8 protein-coding genes are annotated in these 19,744 nt (G+C 60.0%); 5 read left to right on the top strand and 3 right to left on the bottom strand.

Features of this window, described 5'->3' with window-relative positions; translation table 11 throughout:
- Positions 1–41 precede the first annotated feature (41 nt).
- On the top strand, positions 42–494 hold the full coding sequence (gene soxR / locus NCHU2750_RS10460; protein WP_119943200.1) for a redox-sensitive transcriptional activator SoxR: 453 nt from the start codon (positions 42–44) through the stop codon (positions 492–494).
- A gap of 111 nt (positions 495–605) precedes the next feature.
- Here the strand turns inward: soxR and NCHU2750_RS10455 are convergent, their stop codons facing one another.
- From NCHU2750_RS10455 to NCHU2750_RS10445, 3 genes are all read right to left on the bottom strand, one after another.
- Positions 606–2,063, bottom strand: coding sequence for a caspase family protein (locus NCHU2750_RS10455; protein ID WP_162939574.1), 1,458 nt, complete (start codon positions 2,061–2,063; stop codon positions 606–608).
- 189 nt (positions 2,064–2,252) lie between these two features.
- On the bottom strand, positions 2,253–5,399 hold the full coding sequence (locus tag NCHU2750_RS10450) for a multidrug efflux RND transporter permease subunit (protein ID WP_119940379.1): 3,147 nt from the start codon (positions 5,397–5,399) through the stop codon (positions 2,253–2,255).
- Positions 5,400–5,409: 10 nt separating this feature from the next.
- Positions 5,410–6,588 carry an efflux RND transporter periplasmic adaptor subunit gene (locus tag NCHU2750_RS10445; protein ID WP_245480395.1) on the bottom strand — a complete coding sequence of 393 codons (1,179 nt, stop codon included), beginning with the start codon at positions 6,586–6,588 and terminating at the stop codon, positions 5,410–5,412.
- Positions 6,589–7,201: 613 nt separating this feature from the next.
- Between NCHU2750_RS10445 and NCHU2750_RS10435 the strand changes: the two genes are divergently transcribed.
- The 4 genes from NCHU2750_RS10435 to NCHU2750_RS10420 are packed head-to-tail and all read left to right on the top strand — an operon-like array spanning position 7,202 to position 19,416.
- Positions 7,202–9,019 (top strand): DNA cytosine methyltransferase, encoded by a 1,818-nt coding sequence (locus tag NCHU2750_RS10435; protein WP_119940376.1) that lies wholly within the window; start codon positions 7,202–7,204, stop codon positions 9,017–9,019.
- 42 nt (positions 9,020–9,061) lie between these two features.
- Positions 9,062–11,506, top strand: coding sequence for a hypothetical protein (locus NCHU2750_RS10430; RefSeq protein ID WP_119940375.1), 2,445 nt, complete (start codon positions 9,062–9,064; stop codon positions 11,504–11,506).
- Positions 11,507–11,509: 3 nt separating this feature from the next.
- Positions 11,510–13,552, top strand: coding sequence for a hypothetical protein (locus tag NCHU2750_RS10425; protein WP_119940374.1), 2,043 nt, complete (start codon positions 11,510–11,512; stop codon positions 13,550–13,552).
- A 2-nt stretch (positions 13,553–13,554) separates the two neighbouring features.
- The gene (locus NCHU2750_RS10420; protein WP_119940373.1) at positions 13,555–19,416 is read left to right on the top strand and encodes a DEAD/DEAH box helicase; all 5,862 of its coding nucleotides are present in this window, start codon (positions 13,555–13,557) and stop codon (positions 19,414–19,416) included.
- Positions 19,417–19,744 lie beyond the last annotated feature (328 nt).

The raw sequence follows: 19,744 nt of genomic DNA, 5'->3' as shown, positions 1-19,744 counted from the left end.
CTTATAAAACCTCAAGTATAGTTAAGGTCAATAGGTTTTTTATGGTGGAACGACTGGAAAATGAGCTGTCGGTGGGCGAGCTTGCCAGACGCGCAGGTGTCGCCGTTTCGACACTGCATTTCTATGAAACGAAGGGCTTGATCGCGTCGCGTCGGACAGAGGGCAATCAGCGGAGATATCCCCGCAGCCTGCTACGCCGGGTGGCGATCATCAGGATCGCGCAGCGTGCAGGTATCGCACTGTCCGAGATCAATGATACCTTGTCGACACTCCCCGCCGGGCGGACGCCCAATGCCGAGGATTGGAGAAAACTGTCTTCCAAGTGGAAAGACAGTTTGGAGGAGCGGATCGTAGCGCTCACCCAGCTACGCGACGAGATGGCGGGATGCATTGGCTGCGGCTGTCTTTCGCTCAAGGAATGTCCGTTGCGGAACCCGCGGGACGAGCTGGGCAAGGGCGCGACTGGTGCCGTTCTACTGCAGCACGGTGAGTGATACCATCACATACACGGGGGATGCCCGTAATGCCGGGCATCTCGATGCTGGAAAGCGCGAAACTCGTTCCGTCCTGCGCCTTGGTTTTGATCGCGACGAATACGGCCCGAGCTAGGCGACCTTCTTCCCGAAGGGCATCACCAGATATTCGCCCGATTTAGGCTGCACGTCGAAATCAACTGTAAGCAATCTTTCGGGCACGACGAGATCTTTCGCTAGTTCCTCCTCGAACGCCATTCTAGTTAGCCGGCGGCCGAGCGTCGTGCTGTCGTCGTCCGTCTCGTAGTCCGGATCGGCGAGGGTGAGAACATTGACCGTGCCGATGAAAACCCCTGTTATCAGACGCCCACGCTTGTGCGCTACGGTCGTGATGGAGGCCGAAACGGAATGCCCCTTGCCCGGGATTGCGTGGTACCTGCCGTTGGTCGCTACAAGCACATCCGCAATGAAGTCGAAGCTCGCTTTGAACTGGCCATAGGCCTGGATGTCGAACACCGCATCGAACATGTTGCCCTTGATAGTCTCCCGGAGCTCGCCCTGGCTGTCGAAGAATATCTCGAATAGAATCCCGTCGAGTAGTGCACGGACCTTGTCCGAGCGAGCTCCGCTCGTCCGGTCCGCGAAATTCTTCACAAAGGATTCCGCGCTGCGCGCGCCACCGTTGGCAGCTTGATAGATGTTCCTCCCGAGGACGAACAAGCTGTTGGTTCCGGCCTTGTCCAGAAATCCAGGCAAGATGCTGTCAACCGCCGGATTCTGCACATACCAGTCCAGCGACTTCAACGCCCGGATCACCTTGTGCGAGTTCTTCGCGGGATCGAGAACGAAGAGATGATCTGCGACGGCGGATGGCCTGTATAATGAGACGACGCTGGTGGCACTGACGTTGAAGTAGAAGTCACCAGCTAGTGATGTATGCTCCCATGTGACTTGGTTGCCTCCGGTTGCCGCCGAGACCGCGTTCCTGACGCGCTTGAAGACGGTCTCGACCGGGCAATCACGGGCATCGATGTGCTGGAGGAGGGCACCGGTATATACGCCGTTCCCCGAGCGTCCGTCGCTGGCCTTCTGACCAGGCGAAGTCGCAAACGCGATTATCGTACCTCGAGGCGCGAAGACGGGAGCCAGCCCGGTCGTTGCTACAGATCGGTGCCATGATTTCTCGAACGGGTTCTCGCGGCATGCATCGAGGATCACGATCTTCGTGTCTGCCTGAGATCTTTCCAGCAGGTCTATGATCTGGTTGAGGGAGATCGAGGAATACTTCGCTTCGTTCTCACCAGTGGCGTCAGTGTCGCAAGCGAAAAGGAAGTTCTCCCCGTCGATCTGCACCCCGTGCCCCGCGAAGAATACGAGCGCGCAGCATCCCGGCTCCAGCGTCCCATTGAATGAGGTCAGGGCGGACCGCATGACAGCATGGTCGCCATCTGCAACAAGTGTGGTCTGAAAGCCGTATTTTTGTAGTTTGGCGGACATCGCCGTCGCATCGTTGACGGGATTTGTAAGCTTGGTGGTGTTCGGACCGAAATAGTTGCTGTTGCCGATTATGAGTGCCGATCGCTTGTTCAATGCATTTCTCCAAATGAGGCGTAGTCAACGATTGGGATTGAATCGCCATTATCGCGGTGTTCCGTCTCGGGCAATGGCCCCTCGAACGATTTCACGAGGTCGCGCAAAGCTGTCGGTGAGAGCGCAGAAATGCAGAAGGACCGCGGCGGCCGCGGCCCTTCTGCTGGCAAGGAGAGCGAGCCGCTGGGGTTACGCGGCCTGGGTGCTCTCCTTGGTGGACTGGTGAGGGGTCTCGGACCGATCTGCAAGGGCGTTGCGGCTGAAGAGCTTTGAAACGACCACGAAGAAGGTCGGAACAAGCAAAACAGCGAGAACCGTCGCCGAAATCATTCCGCCAAGAACGCCCGTGCCGATCGCACGCTGGCTTGCCGAGCTGGCACCAGACGCGAAAGCGAGAGGAACGACACCCAGGATGAATGCGAACGAGGTCATCACGATTGGGCGGAAGCGGAGCTTGGCTGCTTCCACTGTCGCCTCGAGAAGAGGACGGCCTTCAGATCGCAGCTCTCTGGCAAACTCGATGATCAGGATGGCGTTCTTCGCCGACAGGCCAATTATGGTGATGAGGCCGACAGTGAAGTAGATGTCGTTCGGGATACCGCGGAGCATCACCGCGACGACTGCCCCAACCGCACCAAGAGGCACCACGAGCATCACCGCGATCGGGATCGACCAGCTTTCGTACAGGGCGGCAAGGCACAGGAATACAAAGACGAGAGAGAGCCCGAGGAGCAAGGGCGCGGCATTGCCCGACGCCTTCTCCTGGTAGGACTGCCCAGTCCACTCGAAGCCGAACCCCGCAGGAAGCTCCGAAGCCAGACGTTCCATCTCCGCCATGGCATCACCGCTGGTGAAGCCGGGTGCTGCGCCACCACTGATCTTGACAGCTTGGAGACCATTGTAACCGACGACCTGGGTCGGACCGAGTGCCCAGCGGGCCGTCGTGAACGCGGACAATGGTACCATCTCACCCTTACCGTTTCGCGCATTGAGCTCAAGCAGACTGGAGACGTCCATGCGCTCAGCGGCTTCCGCCTGCACGATGACGCGTTGCATCCGCCCGGAGTTCGGGAAGTCTGCCACGTAGTTCGACCCGATCGATGTCGAGAGGACGGCGTTGATCTCATCGAAGGTCACACCGTAGGCGTTGGCCTTCCTACGGTCGATGTCGAGCATGATCTGCGCTGCAGGCGGAAGACCCTCGATGTAGGGGTATTGCAGAACCGGGCTCTGCCAGGCCTTCATCAGAAGTCCATTGGCAGCCTCCACGAGGGCAGCGTTGCCGAGGTTGCCCCTGTCCTGGAGCCGGAAGCTGAAACCACTTGCATTTCCGAGAGCCGCGATCGGCGGAGGCGTCAGCGTGAACACGGATCCTTCAGGCAGGCCCGCAAGTGCTCCCAGCGCGGATCCGACGATAGCGTCAGAAGAGTCGGCAGGTCCACGCTCGGCCCAGTCCTTGTAGGTGGCAAAAGAGATCCCTGCGTTCTGGCCGTTTCCGTTGAAGCCGAAGCCCAGAATGGTCACGATCTTCTCAACGCCGGAGCGGTTGAGGAAGAAACTGTCGACCTGATCGAGAACCTCCTTCGTGCGCTCGCCTGTCGCGCCGGCTGGTAGCTGGGTTGTCGCGATCGCGTAGCCCTGGTCTTCGAGTGGAAGGAATCCCGTTGGGAGCCGCATGTAGGTGTATCCAAGCCCGGCGAAGATCGCGAGATAGATGATCATCATGCGGACGCTCCGCTTCACGCTTCCGCCGATCACCCATCCATAGCCGTCCGTCGTCTTGTTTATGACGCGGTCGAAACCTCTGAAGAACCAGTTCTTCTTGTGATCATGCGAGATCGGCTTGAGGATCGTCGCACAAAGCGCTGGCGTAAGCGTCAGAGCCATGAGGGCGGAGAACACCATCGACATCACGATGGTCAGCGAGAATTGCTTGTAGATGATGCCGATGGCCCCCGGGAAGAATGCCATGGGGACGAAGACGGCGATCAGAACCACCGTGATGCCGATGACAGCCCCGGTGATCTGTTTCATCGCCTTCACGGTCGCTTGCTTGGGTGGCAATCCCTCCTCGTGCATGATCCGTTCGACGTTCTCGACCACGACGATCGCGTCGTCGACAAGAATGCCGATCGCAAGGACCATCGCGAACATGGTCAGGACGTTGATGGAGAACCCGAAGAGATAGAGCGCTGCGCAGGTGCCAAGCAGCGCCACGGGCACGACGAGCGTCGGGATCAGCGTGTACCGGAAGTTCTGGAGGAAGAGGAACATGATCACGAAGACAAGGCCGACAGCCTCGAGAAGCGTGTGGATGACCTTCTCGATCGAGATCGAAACGAACGGAGTGGTGTCGTAAGGGATCTCGAACTTGATCCCTTCCGGGAAGGTTTGGGCGAGTTCGGCCATGCGCGTCTTGACGGCCTCTGCCGTGATAAGAGCGTTGCCTGTGGAATTGAGCTGGATGCCGATCATTGCAGCTTCCTGGCCATTGATGCTCGATGAGATCGAGTAGCTCTGACCGCCGAATTCAACCCGTGCGACGTCGGCGAGCCTGACCACGGAACCATCCGGGTTCGCTCGAAGCACGATTTCGGCAAACTCTTCAGCCGACGAAAGCTGGCCAGTCGCGGAAACCGTTGCCGAGATCTCCTGGCCGTTTGTGTTCGGCTGCGCACCTATGCTGCCGGAGGACACCTGGGCGTTCTGCGCGGCGATTGCGTCAGTGACATCCTTCGCAGTGAGGTTGAGACCGACCAGCTTCTTGGTGTCGATCCAGACCCGCATCGCCCGCTCGGTCGCGTAGAGCTGCGCCTTGCCCACGCCCGGAAGACGACGAAGTTCGTCGATTACGTTGCGGGTGGCGAATTCACCGAGATCGATGGCATTCAGCCTTCCGTCCGTCGAGATAAGTCCGACGAAGAGAAGAAAGGCACTGCTCGTCTCCTCGACGCGGATGCCCTGTTGGCGGACCGACGGAGGAAGTCTCGCCTCGACACGGCTGATGCGGTTCTGAACGTCGACCGTCGCAGTCTGTGGGTCGGTCCCTGACTGGAAGGTGATGTTGATCGTCACGCTTCCTTGGTTGTCACTGACCGAGTCGTAGTAGAGCATTCCGACCGCGCCGTTCATCTCCTGCTCGATCAGCTTGGTGACGCTGTCGTAGAGGTTTTGCGGGGTCGCGCCGGGATAGCTGGTCGTCACCGAGATGGTCGGCGGCGCCACATTCGGATACTGCGAGATCGGGAGAAAAGGGATTGCAATTGCCCCCGCAAGCGCGATGGCCAAAGCGATGACCCATGCGAAGACGGGCCGCTCGATGAAATATTGAGGCATGTCGTGGTCCTTAGAGATTCGCCTGCTGATCGCAGGTGGACGCGCAGTCAGTGGTGGAGGCGGCGGCGTCCTTCCCGGACGGATCAGCGATCGCCTGTGCGGTAACGGGACTGCCTGGCATCGCCTTCTCAGCGCCATCGATGATGACCTGGTCGCCCGCTTTCAGACCCGTCGTGACGAGCCAGCGGTTGCCTACCGACTGCGACGTGACGATCGGCTGAGGAACAGCCTTGCCGTCTTGCACGGTCATCACTTTAGCCTGACCAAGAGTATCCCATTGGACGGCGCGCTGTGGCACCAGGACGGCCTGCTCGGCAACGCCCTGTGTCATGCGGACACGCACGTAGGTTCCGGGAAGCAGAGTGCGGTTCGGATTGCGGAACTCCGCCCTGAGCGAGACCTGTCCGGTCGTCTCGTTGACGACGGCCGACGAGAACAGAAGCTTGCCGGGTTCCCCAAACGTGCTTCCGTCATTGGTCACCAACTCGATCGCACCATCTGCATCAGCGCTTCCCAGCGCGCCGGAAGCGATGTCATTCTGAACCTTGTTCAGATCGGACAGGGGCGCTGTGAAGTCCACGTAGACGGAGTTCAGGTCGCGCACGGTAGCCATCTGGGTTCCGTCTTCCTGTCGGACGAATGCACCTTCCGTAACGAGCGCCGCACCGATGCGACCGTCGATCGGAGAGCGGACGGACGCGTATCCGAGTTCGAGTTCGGCGGTCCGCAGGTTGGCCCTGGCCACCGATACTTCCGCCTCGGCCTGCTTGCGCGTGGCGACAGCGATGTCGAACTGATCCTTCGTGGCAACGTTTTTCTGGATCAGGGCATCGGCACGCGACTCCTGCTGGACGGCAAGCGAGAGCGCTGCGCTGGATCGCTCCAGTTGAGCCTCGGCCGCCGAGACCGCCGCCTCGAACTTGGCGGGATCGATCTGGAAGAGGATCGCTCCGGCGCTGACATCCGTACCCTCAGCAAACGTCCGTGCAAGGACGACACCAGTCACACGGGCGCGAACTTCCGCGAGCCTGATTGGCAGCAGGCGTCCAGGATACTCCTTGCGGAGAGGTACGTCCTCGGCCCTGAGAGATATTGTCTTGACTGCTGGGGGAGGGTAGGCCGCTTGCGACCCTCCGTCTGAAGCGTCACATGAGGCAAGCACTGCTGGCAAAAGCAGGTAGAGAGGCATTCTGGAGATTTTAAAGGTCATTGACGTGTCCGGGTTGTCGTTGGCTGCGGTGGCCAAACGGCACGCCCGCGGAGCCTGCAACGGCAGGCCCAGACATCTTGATAAGACCTCAACTATACTTTAGGTCAAGCGATTTTTGCCGTATTCGATGATTGCCTGTATCGGCTGCGCCCTCGGGCCTTTCTATTTCATTGACCGCCTTGCCGAGGTTCGTTCTCAAAGGAGCATCCTGCCGGAGACGCGTTTTGAGGAACTCGATGAACTTCTGCGCCTTGGCAGGCAGCCGACGAGTTTCCGTCACCGCGTAGATCGGGGTGACAGCACCACCCCGCCATCCAGGATCCGGCGAAGAGATCCTGAAGCGACGATCGAGATATTGCTTCCAGTGGGGCGACGAAAAGTAGATTGACTGCTCTTTGCACGCGGGATTGAGAGAATATGTCGCGCTGTCGTTCAGCCTCGTGCAATCTTGATTGAGTGATATCGAATTTCTATGGAGAGAGTCTTTTCCTGCGTACCAGATCCTTGATCGGCTGAATGGTTGGCTACTACCATAGGTTAAGCGAGTTTAATTTGACCTTCAGAGGTCAGTGTATACAGGTCCAGTAACGCTATGCAGACTGCAATAGATCTCTACTCAGGCTGCGGCGGTATGTCAGCGGGCGCGAGTGCGGCAATACCTGACCTAGAAGTCAAATGGGCACTTGATATCAATGCTGATGCGACGCGGACCTTTCGCAAAAGCCACCCTGAGGCCGTAGTAGACTGCTGCGACGTATCCCTGGTATCCGCGGCGGACGTGGTTGAGCGGGCGGGGATAGAGAAGATCGATTGGTTCTTTGCTGGTCCAACATGCCAAGCGGTCAGCACCATGGGGGTCTTCCACCTTGATGACCCTCGCAATGCCCTCTTCGTCCATTTCATCCGCCTTCTGGATGGCTTTACCGCCGTCGGCCGCAAGCCGCGCCGGGTAGTCATGGAGAATGTGCCGGGTGTAGTCTACGGAAAAAACCTTGTCATTGTACGAGAGCTATTCAAGCTTTTTGAGGACAGAGGGTACAATGTGTTTGCCGACGTGGTGAACATGGCAGACTACGGACTTCCGCAGCTTCGCAACCGATTCATACTCGTCGCCACAGTTGATCCCATCCCCGCGAATTTCCCCCACCACTCCAATGCTTCCGTCTCTTCCGGCGATCTCCCCGCATATGTGAGTGTCCATGAGGCCATCAGCGACCTTTTCGAATGCGATACGGATGCATCGGCGCTCGCGAAGCTCGGCCCAGCAGGCCCGCAGACTGACTTCCAGCGTTTCGTTCGCGACACTGCGGGACTGGTGCCGAACCACCATGCCAACACCCTGTCGGAAACGAACAGGAAGAGGGTTTCGAATGTCCCCCAAGGAGGAAGCTGGAAAGACATTCCCCCGGACCTCCTGCCTGACAGGTTCCGAAAGGTCAGGCTGACCGATTACGCCACGCTCTATGGACGGCTCCATGAGGAAACGCCTGCCTATACCATCTCCGCCGGCTTCAGCAATGTGACGTCGGGTTGCTTCACACATCCGAGGCACGACCGCGCGCTCACCGTCCGGGAAGGCGCGCGTCTCCAAGGCTTCAAGGACTCTTTCGAATTCTTCGGTTCACGCGAAGCCCAGTATCGTCAGGTCGGAAACGCCGTACCGCCATTCTTCATGGACAAGCTCGTGCGCCATCTTCTGGCAGGTGCAGTTGAAGGTATTCCTGCGAGGATGACATCGGAAGTCATCGCCAGCGGACGCAAGCTTCCCCCCATGGTGAAGCGCTACATGAACAAGAAGAACGACTCGGAGAGATCCGGCGAGGGATATGGCAGCGGCACATACTGGCCAGCAGGCTGGGGTGAGCCGATCCCGGCAGATACCGTTACGGCTAACGGCTATCGTCTCAGCAATGCGACTCCCCGTCGTCGCCGGGACGAATGGCGCGCCTCTCGCGACAAGTTCGCCCATCAGGATCTGGTTGCGGTCTACGAACAGCAGCAGGCCAAAGCTGTCGAGGCAGCTTCCACGATCGCGCTTCCTCTGACCAAGGAGGGAGATGTGGACGCGATCGACCGGGCTATCGTCCAACTGCTTGCCATCATCGGGTCTCATGGTGGGCGGTTGGAGGTGGATATCCCGGTCCGATACCTTCGTTCACGTCTCAAGCTGCTCCATGACCAGCTATTCGAGCGGCGCGTCTCCGAACTCCCGCCTCTCTCGATCCCCGAAGACGGCGCTGCCGTCCTTCTGGGTGAAGGCACAGCGCCGCAAGTGTTCGCAAGTCTAACGTTCGAGGATACGCATCTCTCGGACGCATCGCTCAAGGTGCCGCATGTGGTTCTGCATTATGGCGGTCAGGGCATGGAGGCTAGGGCGGCTGCTTTCCCCCGGAATCTCCATCTGCGCTAGCGGGAAATAACAGCATCTGGGACGCTTTGAGGGGGGCGGTGGATGAAGGATTTCGAGACAGAGTGTATTGAGAGGTATTTCCTTGGTCCCGGCAGTGCTGGGCCGATCGGCAGCGTCTATGTGGCTGACCAGGATCTTCTCGACATCTTTGGTGTGTCCGATCTCGATGAAGCTCGGAGGATGCTCATCAGGAGCCTTCCGCATATCGATATATTGAAGGCGCGCCTATCGGGAGACATCGCTCCGCGTAAGGGGAACGCCCCCGACTACGTGAGGATACTTGTCTTCCTCTGCTGGATGCAGACGACGGATACCAGGGTGCCTGGCGACCGCGATTTTCGGGATGACCTCCTCGGCAAGCAACTCAACGAGTACTTCACTGGGGCATCCATGAACGGCCTCGACCTCATGTGGAAACATCTGAGAGATTTCCTCAGGACTGACCACAGCATCGAACTTGTGCTTCCAGAAACCGTTCCTGCCCACATCAACAGGATCGGCCGCACGCTGCAGATGGCCTTTCCGACATGGCGGCACAAGGTGGAGCTCCGCAGGGCGCGGGATCTCATTCCGGCCGAGCAACTCTTGGAGCCGCTGACCGTCACGAACAAGATCCAGACGTCTAAGATGCGTAGCGATACGATGCAGTCCTTCGTGTACAACTTCGCGAAATTCGAAGTGGCGCGAAGACGCGGCGTGCGCGAGTACATGGAAACGCCGTTCTGGAAGGCTTGGTATTCGATCGTTGCAGAGCAGGCGGCGCTCGAGGAGATCGAGATTGCCGAAAGCGCGTTCGGTGAGCACGAGATGTTCCGGGTCTCACCACTGGGCGAGCGCGTTGCCATCTTCACTCCGGAGGACGCTCTCCGATACATCCCCAAGCCCATCGGAAAGCTCGTGCGGAACGGCATCGTGTTTCTGGACAGTCTGGGGTTCGGCAAGTACCGGGCCATGGCGTCGCCATCGAACATCCTGCTGATGAAGCGCTCCAAACTTACCGGGGACAGTCTCGAGGCTGTCCGATCCGTTGCCGGACTGAACGGGGAGTGGGTCGTCGCGAGGTTCCGCAACAGGATCGAGGGGCAAACTCAACCCGTGGGATCTTCCCGCGAGTTCGGTTGGCGTGACGGCATCAGGGTCGGCGGCGCATATCTTGGACGCACGCCACTGGCTCCCGTCATCTCCGGGCCGCTTCCGGCATCCATGCGCGTTGAGCGAAACGGCAAGCCGATCGCAATGGATCAACACGAGTCTGGCCTGGCATTCCCGGCGGGTGTTCACACGGGATTGTTCGTCGCGCGAAGCCTCAGGGAGACGCGCGAGATCCTCCTTGTGCCTCGTGCCAACGAGGTCGGCGAGATGCGCCGTCTCGCCTTCGACCACACGCGAGAGATATCCGAGGACGAATTCCACCATGGCACCGTTCCCGAAGTCGTCTCCACGATCGAGGACTGGCATGGCACGAGAACACCGCCATGCGACGAACTGCTGACGATCGCGGAAGCTCTCTATGAACGCACGGCCCGCGGGCTTTCCTTTTCCGAGGCCATAGAGATCATCCTCAGAGGGCTCCCTCAGGGTGACCGGCCTTCGGAATGGGATATCCTGCGCTCATTCGCCGATGCGGGATGGCTGGAGATGACGCTCCTTCGGCACTACCCCGTTCGCCGCATCCTGCAGAACCCTCTGGCATACGAACTCGCCGGCAAGGATCTGGTCCGGATAAACGGCCCGGTTCCATTCGCGGTGGCCGAACGTATCAAGGCAGCCGCGGGCGCTTCCGGGGCCGTCGTTGAGGTCTGGAACGGCATGTCGGAATGGGCGCTTCCCCGTTACGCCGTCAGATGCGCTGACGAACGCATCAGGGGTGAATTCATTCTCAGGATGTCGATCACTCCGCTGCCGACACCGCAGGGCGCGCGGTCAGACGTGCCGGACACCGATGGCGTCCATGGTTATACCGCGATCGGAAAGCTCGAAGAGGAACGTGGATTCTTCTCGGTTCGGTTCGATGGAGTGGAATCGGACGGTCTCTACAGGCTCGAAAGAAAAGAGTCTCGAAACCCGTTCCTCTATCGTTCGGTCATCGCAGGCAAGCCCGCCCAGAACTACGTTTCGCCTTCGGTGGCGATCCTCGCCCATCACCTGCGCGCCTGCGGCGCTCTGTTCCTGCACGAACGGGGGTTCCTGATTCCCAACCGCTCGCGCGTCCTGCTTCCGTCGGCATGGGCAAGATGGGCGTCGGACAGGATCCTGTGCAACCCGGCTCCCATCCTGTCGGAAGGTGTGTGGCGTTATCAGTATGCGGTGGGCGGCTCGTCCCTATCATCGATCGCCCGTCTCGTTCCGGTCGCCGAGCAGACCGGTGCCGCGACCACACGTTGGATAGACAGGTTCATATCATCGGCTTCCAACCGGGGCCGAGCAATCCATGACAGCAGATCACGGTCCACGCGGCTTACGCGTAGGATCGCCGGAAAGAGATAATTCATGGCAGCTTCAGGCAAGTCGGTTTACAGGGTCAGACAGATTGTCGCGCACGACGTCGCAGTCATCGCCGAGGTGAAGGACGGCGAGATCTTCGGCGGCAGGATGCGCGAGACCAGGGACCCCAGGATCATTCTCGGAGGCGTGGATTCATTCTGGCTCGTCAGCGGAGAGAAGAAGGAGTCAAAACTCGCAATCAATCGCGAAGAGGTTTCTCTCCCGGCTTTCGTGGCCAGCATATCGAGGACGGCGACCAGCATCCGTGCCAGTTCCATGTTCGACCTCCAGAAGACAGCCAACGGCAGTTCCGAGCCGGGCAAGCTCGATGCGGTCTCCTTCTCCGCGGCGACGAGGCTTTGTGTCGGCTACGCAGCCACCGCTGGAGACGGACGCGACGTGCTTTCCGAGCTATCGAAGGGAACGCTTGAGATACCTCTCGAGACCGCGGTTTCGGCCATCAAGGTCGGCGCGGATGATTGGCTGACCTCGGACTTCGAGAGTTCGTCATCAGGCAGGCACCGCCTCAGGCTTCCGTCCCTGCGGTCGGTTCCCGTATCCAGGCTTGAGAACCGTCCCGAAACGATCAGCCTGCCGCACGGCCTCGTCGTTTTCGTGGCCCAGCCGAAATGGTCCGAACCCCGAGCCGCCGACCTGCGGCCCGAGGAGGAGGTTCTCCACTCGGTCGAAGGCTGGATATCGAGATTGAAGTCCCTCGTCGCCCTGCCGGACGGCGCAGGTTCCATGGATGCCTCCACCCTTCTCAGGCTCATCGCCGACCGGACGGTCAGCGACGAGGAGAAGTCGGAACTGGCCGTCCTGTCCGGACACCTTGCTGGAAGAAGCGAACTCTCCGAGATCCTGCCCAGCATCCTGGGGAGTGCCCATGAATTCAGGGAGAAGCTGGCTGCTTTCGAGGCCTCCGAGAAAACGCGACTGCGCACCGAGATCGAAGGACAGCTCCGTCGCGAGATGGAGGCGGAAAGTACCCGTCTCGCCACGATGCGAAGCGAGTTGTCTGAATGCGAGATGAGGCTTGCGGCGGCGGCTCATCGGGAAGGGCTCCTCAAAGCCGAGACGGAGAAGCTTGATGAGACGCTCCGCCAGCGGATCGAAAGCGCCGCTGGCGGCATGATCGAGGCTTCCGTTCGGGAAACCTCGATCATTCGCGAGGAAGTGGCACGGTTGCGAGATGAAATGGCGCAGATGGCGGCTCCTGCCGTCGCTCCACCAATTATCGAGCCTGCCGTAGCCAGAGAGCAGACAAAGCCAGAGGTCACACCCGTCAGGCTCACTGCGTCTGAGACGCAGAGGCAGACCACCCTGAAGGAACTCGCCGTAGCCACAGGCCTCACTGCAGCACAGATTTCGACCGTTCTGGCCACGTCCACCCAGGCAGTCCCCGTGCTCGTCGGAAACGAGGCCTCATCGGCAGCGATCGATATCGCGACAGCCATAGCCGGAGAGGCGGCAGCGGTCGTCTTCTGCGACCCCACCAAGGTATCGCTTGCCGACCTGCTGATCGATGAGCAATCAGGCCTGCAGGCGGCGATCAACGATTGCCGGAACCATCCCGATACGCTTGGGGCGGTGGCGTTGTGCAACCTGACGAGCGGCCCTTGCGAGTACTGGCTTCCTCAGATCGTTGAGATGAGGCGGGTGGGCCGCCTGCCACGCAACCTTGCAGTCATCGCAAGCGCCGCAGCGGATGGCAGCCGCATCTCCGTTCCCAATGCCGCGCTCCGGCACCTGTTCCCGCTTCTGCCTTCGAACACATCGCGCCCCGGAACCGCGGCATTCGCCGGCACCTGGCCTGTCACAACCGAACCCGACCAGGAGCGCATGGGGGAGGCGGTAGGGATGCTCGTTGATCGGGGCCTAGAAGGATCGTCCATGCAGAACGCGGCGCGAGCAATGGCACGTACTCCGTCATGGGTGAATATCCCTGATCTCGTTGAGATCTTCATCACCCATTCGGAATGGCTCGCGGCGGTCACTGCGGGCAAAGATCACCAATACAACGAGTACTTCAGAAATATAGAGGGCTGAACATGTTTGATCCGATTGGCGGCTTCAACCGCATGATCGACCAATTCCTCGCATATCTCGACACCGCGTACCGGATCGATGATCCGCGCGTGGCGTCCATGAGAAGGCAGCTTCTGACCACGCCCGGCCAGCTTGCGCTTGACCCGATCTTCGAGGCTGTCGCGCGCTACAAGCCCGTAGGTTATGGACTGGAAGGCCTGATCGAGGACCCGGAAGGCAGACTTCCGCATTTCTCCCGCCCCGAACGGCAGGCCTTCGTGGAACTCGCGCTGTCTGGTCTCTTCGATCGTGACCGATCGGCTCCCGAGGTGAAGGGGGCGTATGCCCCATACCTTCACCAGGTGCAGATGCTGGAGAAGGGCGCACGCGACGGAACGCCGGGGATCGTCACATCGGGGACGGGTTCGGGGAAGACGGAGTCATTCATGCTTCCGATCCTGGCCCAGCTCGCCAAGGAGGCGACATCGTGGCCGCCCCCGCTGCAGCCACTCGATGACGACTGGCTCGCAGACAAGAAAAAGTTCGAGCACCACCGCAGGAACGAGCATCCCTCCAGGCCGAAAGCGGTGAGAGCGCTCGTGCTCTATCCTCTCAACGCCCTCGTTGAGGACCAGATGGTCCGTTTGCGCAAGGCCCTCGATTCCGACGATGCCCAGGACGTGATGGAGCGCCATTTCAACGGCAACAGGATCTTCTTCGGCCGATATACGGGCAAGTCTCCGGTCACAGGCTTCCTGAGCCACCCCCGGAAGAGCAAGGACAAGACGTGGAAGGCCCGCAACACGCGCGCGCGCCGCGAACTCAAGCAGGAAATGAAGCGCTACCAGTCCATCCAGCAAAGGCTGGCGGGAAATGGCGATCCCGAACTCAGATACATATTCCCGACCACTGATGGCGCCGAACTGATATCGCGGTGGGACATGCAGGCAACCCCTCCGGACATCCTCGTCACCAACCAGTCGATCCTCAACGCGATGCTTGTCCGCGAGGTCGATGACGACATTCTCGTCCAGACCCGCGAATGGATCACGAACAACGAGGACGCGCGCTTCTTCCTCGTTCTCGATGAACTCCACCTGATCCGCGGATCGGCCGGGGCTGAGATGGCTGGCCTTCTCAAGGTCCTTCTCGAGCGGCTGGGACTGACGGAACCAGAGCACGCCCACAAGCTCCGCATCCTCTCCTCGTCGGCCTCCCTGCCCATGGACGATAAGAATGCCGCAGCAAGCATAGACTACCTCAGGAACATGTTCGGCGACGCCGGAACGGCCGGAGCCTCGGATCTCAACGAGGCCTGGAGACAGAGCATCGTCACAGGCGAACCAATCGTCGTGGATCGTCCGGAGAACATCCCTTCGCGGGAACGTCTCGTTGATCTTGCAAGGGGACTCAACGATCTGGACCACCGACGCAACCCGCAGGATCTGCTCGATCTCTTCCTTGCTGCGGCGACAAGTATTCCGGGTGCCGGCGGCAAGACCCCGGCGGCGATGATGGAAGCGGCCACCGCGGCTGCGGCGGCGATGCTTGATTTTGCTCTACAGAATCCGGAACAGCAGGGATCGAAGCGCCCATGCACTGTCGAGGACATCTCGAAGGCACTCTTCGGATACGTGGAACGGGATGCCGTCCGAGGACTCCTCGCGCTCAGGGCCATCCCCGATCTGCCTCCGAGCGTCCTCCCGTCGGCCATGGCTCCCGGACGCGGTGCCGTGGCATCACTGCCCGGCTTCAGGATGCACTGCTTCGTCCGCAACATCGAAGGCCTGTTCGCATCCATCGACCGGAATGAGGATGGTTCCGTCGTATGGGGAACGCCGAGCATCGAGCGCGGCCAGAACTACGATGGTGACAGTGACCAGGTAGGCCGCAAACGGCTGTTCGAGATGCTCTACTGCGAAGCCTGCGGAGACCTGTACCTCGGCGGCAAGCGAGGAGAGGCGGATCCCGGGTCGTCCCGCAGAGTGTCTCTGCTCCCTGCACCTCAGGAACTTGAGAAGCTGCCGGAAAGCGCATCATCGATCCGCTTCGAGGACGCCAGCTTCCGCGAGTTTGCCCTCTTCTGGCCAAGCCGGGGGCAGGCGGAGACGGAGATCCGTGTCGAGAGAAGCCCCTACCGCTGGACCCCCGGCTATCTCAATCCGCGGACGGGTGTTGTCAGCGACACCGAGGAGCATGGCGACGTGCCTGGCCACCTGCTGAGATGGTCAGGCACCGACGGATTCCAGCAACGGACCATCGAAGACGACGGGACGGCGGTGCCCTTCTGCTGCGCCAAGTGCGGAACCGACTATTCCGGCCGCTACCGTCAAGCCAATTCCAAGAAACGCGAGGGCCGCCTGTCTCCGATCCGAAGCTTCAGGACGGGTTTCGGAAAGACCTCCCAGCTATTGGCGACTGAACTCGTTGCATCGCTCAAGTCGCAGGGCGGCGACGGCAAGCTCGTGGCCTTCTCGGACAGCCGCGAGGACGCGGCCAACCTCGCCCTCGAAGTCGAAGTGCAGCACCAGCGTGACCTGCGCCGAGAGATCCTTATTTCCGCAGCGACACGCATCGCGGTCGACCATGTCTTCGGGCCTGAGGAGGAGGCGGAATACAGGCGTCTCAAGGCCGAGGTTGCCGAGCTCACCATGGATGACAAGGACACCGACCATCTCATGCCGAGGCTCAAGGCGCTGCAGGCCAGGATGAAGTCCGTCGGACAGGCCCCAAGCGTCCCGCTCAAGGAGCTTTTCGAGTTCGAGCGCGACAAGGTTGGCCACCTCACACGTCCGATACTGAGCGAACTCATGAAGCTCGGCTCCACGCCGGTCGAGGGAGCTGACACCGTTCACACGCGTATCCAAGGCCGCGACTGGTACGAATTCTTCGAGATCAACGCGGACGGCCAGATATCCTGGAAGCACGACGTGCCCGAGGAAGAACTCAAGCGCATCCGAAAGGCACGCGAAAAGGTGCAGGACGAGCAGCCGCCGGATGCGACCGACCTGCTATTCAGCAAGACATACTTCGCGCTCGAAGAGACGGGTCTGGGTTGGCCAAGCTTCTACGAGCCGCGGGAATACTCGACGGCCGAGTCGCGGGACGACGCGATGCTTCGCATCTTCGCCGATGCATATCGGATCACGCCCAACCAGTTCCAGGAAGAGACACGCACCGCATGGAAGAACGCCTTCGACATGCTGGGGAGGGGAGACAACAGGCTCAAGCGTCTGATGACAAAGATCCTGCAGAACCCTGAAAAGGAGTGCGACGACTTCCTTGACAAGCTCAAGAACAAGTTGGGTCAAAAGCGCGGCGACGGCTCCATCGACATCAGCATGCTGTATTTCCGCGCCGCGGATCCTGCAGGTCCGGCATGGCGATGCGAACGTTGCGGACGGGTACATCTGCACGAGGGGTTCGGAAGATGCACCCGCTGCGGCGAGACACTGACGCGCCCCGATGATCTCATTGCCTCAAAGATCTCGTCCGAGAACTTTCTCGGACGGAGGGTCATGCGTTCCGTCACGAACGGCGAAGCACATTTCAGGCTCAAGTGCGAGGAACTGACGGGGCAGACGAGCGATCCTGCAACCAGGCTCCAGCAGTTCAAAGGTGTCTTCGTCAAGAATGACGGCGAGAGCGACGAGGACTTCGAATGGCGCAAGCTCTTCGATACATCCGATCTCCTATCGGTCACGACGACCATGGAGGTCGGGGTTGACATCGGCTCCCTGCAGGCGGTCTACCAAGGCAACATGCCGCCACAGCGCTTCAACTACCAGCAGCGTGTCGGCCGCGCCGGCCGACGGGGCCAGGCTTTCTCGACCGTTCTGACCGTATGCCGGAGCAAGAGCCACGATATACACTACTTCCATAATCCGATAGAGATCACCGGATCGGCCCCGCCGCCGCCGTTCATCACGACCGGGCTGACGGACATTCCCTCACGCCTTCTGCGTAAGTTCTGGCTGGTGGAGGCATTTCGTCTCATTCGCGAGGAAGCAGGCGAAACTTGGGCTGGCGATGACCTCGTTCCGGGCGACATCCACGGCGAGTTCCTGTACTGCAGGGAATACTTCCGGCAGGACATGAACTGGCGGGAACGGCTGGCCGACGCGCTATCGCGCAGTGAACATCGCCGCATCCGTTTAGCAACAATCCTCGCTGCGGTGTCCGACTGCGAAGTTGAGAAGATCCTCGCTTCCGTTTCGGCTGACACGATCTTGTCTGCCATCGATAACCTCGAGGAGGAGTTCGGCCTGCAGGGGGTCGGCATCGCGGCGGCTCTGGCCGAACGTGGTCTCGTTCCACTCTACGGCATGCCGACCCGCTCAAGGAACCTGTATGTGGAGCTGAAGAGGCCAAAAAGCGGTTTCGAAGCCGAATGGGACACGATCGACCGCGATCAGGACATGGCGATCTTCGACTTCGCACCGGGCAGCGTCCGCACACGTGAAAAGCTCAGGCATCGTTGCATCGGCTTCAGCGGCGTTCTTCCCGAACCTGACGAGTTTGCGACTGACTTCGGGGTTCCGATGCAGCCCTTCTCACCCTGGTTCAAGGACGATTTCCATCTGCGCTTCTGCGGCCAGTGCGGAGCCTGGAGCCGAGGCACTGAACACACGGTCGCCTGCAATGTCTGCGATGCGCCTCTTGCAGACACGGGCATCCGGTGCATCACGCCAGCGGCGTATCGAACTGAACTCAGGCCGTCTGGCGAGAACCTTGCATCGAAGGTCGGCCAGCGACTGACCCTCGCGAGCCTTGGAAAGCCGGACAAGCAGAAGACCGACGAGAACCTCAGTGTCAACTTCGCCGAGCAATCGGAGATCTTCCTCGTCAATCCCGGTTTCAGGGACGACACGGACTTCACGGGGTTCGAAGTCGCTGAAACTATCGACAACGACGTTCAGAAGATTTGGTGGTGGAAGGACAAGCCGACCCTTAAGCTCGCTGGGCAGGCTCTCTCGACGGAGGCGCTCGCAGACGACCCCAGGAGCCGCTATCGGGCCGTTGATGATCCCATCAGCGCGTGGCTGGCATCGACCAAGGTCACCAACTCGCTGCAGATCGGCCCCCGGCGCCTCAATCCCAACCTGCGCCTGCTAGACATGGATATCGGCCTGTCCATGGGACGGCGGGATCCGGCCCGAACGAGCGTGCGCGCGGCCGCGATCTCGGCAACGGAGATACTCGTCCAGCGGGCTGCACTCGACCTCGACATAGCACCGGAGGAGTTCGACGCCCTCTCCCCGAACATCATGGTTTCCCCGAGCGGTGATCGGCTACCATACCTGCAGATATCGGACGCTCTTCCTAACGGATCCGGTTTCTGCCGACATCTTCTGGGCGACAGCACCATCCCGGTATCCGCCCTGATCCGCAGTATCCTCGATGAGGACGGTGCATGGCCGCGAACCGACGTTTCGGATCCCGAGCACATGAAAAGGTGCGGAGCGTCCTGCTACAGGTGCCTGCAGAGGTACAACAACAGGAACTTCCATGGCCTTCTCGACTGGCGGCTTGGGTTGTCCTACCTGCGAGCGATAGTGGACCCGTGCTACGAATGCGGGATTGACGGCCACTACGGCCACTTCGAGCTCAACGACTGGTCGCAGTCGGCGAAGGATTTGGCTTTGCAGACCAAGACGTTCATACCTGGAAACACCGTCTCGAGTTTGAAGGGTCGCCCGGATATACCGATTTTCTCGCTAGACGACCGGAATAGCCGCTGGGGTGTGGTTGTTCATCCCCTTTGGAGCCGCGAGCGTCTGTTCCAGACGGTAGGGCTTGATCCTCGGAGCCACGTAGCCGTTGATAGTTTCGAACTATCCCGACGCCCGTTGCACGTGCTTCAGCGGGCACGCGGTATGGCCTAGCGGCAGCGGGTCACTTAAAAAGCAACGGGCGCTTCGAATGATGCGCCCGTCGCTATCGCTGTTTATCATTCATACAAGCGAATCCTGCCCTTGCTCACCCATTGCGAGCGAAAACCCGTCCTCCACCAGACGGAAGGATGAAGCGTCGGAAACTCTTTTCGTCGGTCAGTACATTGCAGCGGGGTTTTGCATTATCCAGGACCAGCAGCTCGATCATTTCCAGGTTTATTTGTCGTGGGGGGGGGGGGCGGAGCATTTTCTAGGAGCAATTTGGTTGAGTGCCTCAGGCAGTTACAGGCGGTTGAAAGAATGGACCATTTTTTGGACT

Source organism: Neorhizobium sp. NCHU2750, from assembly GCF_003597675.1.
In the GTDB taxonomy this organism is placed as follows: Bacteria; Pseudomonadota; Alphaproteobacteria; order Rhizobiales; family Rhizobiaceae; genus Neorhizobium.
This window is presented reverse-complemented; position numbering and strand designations above follow the sequence as displayed.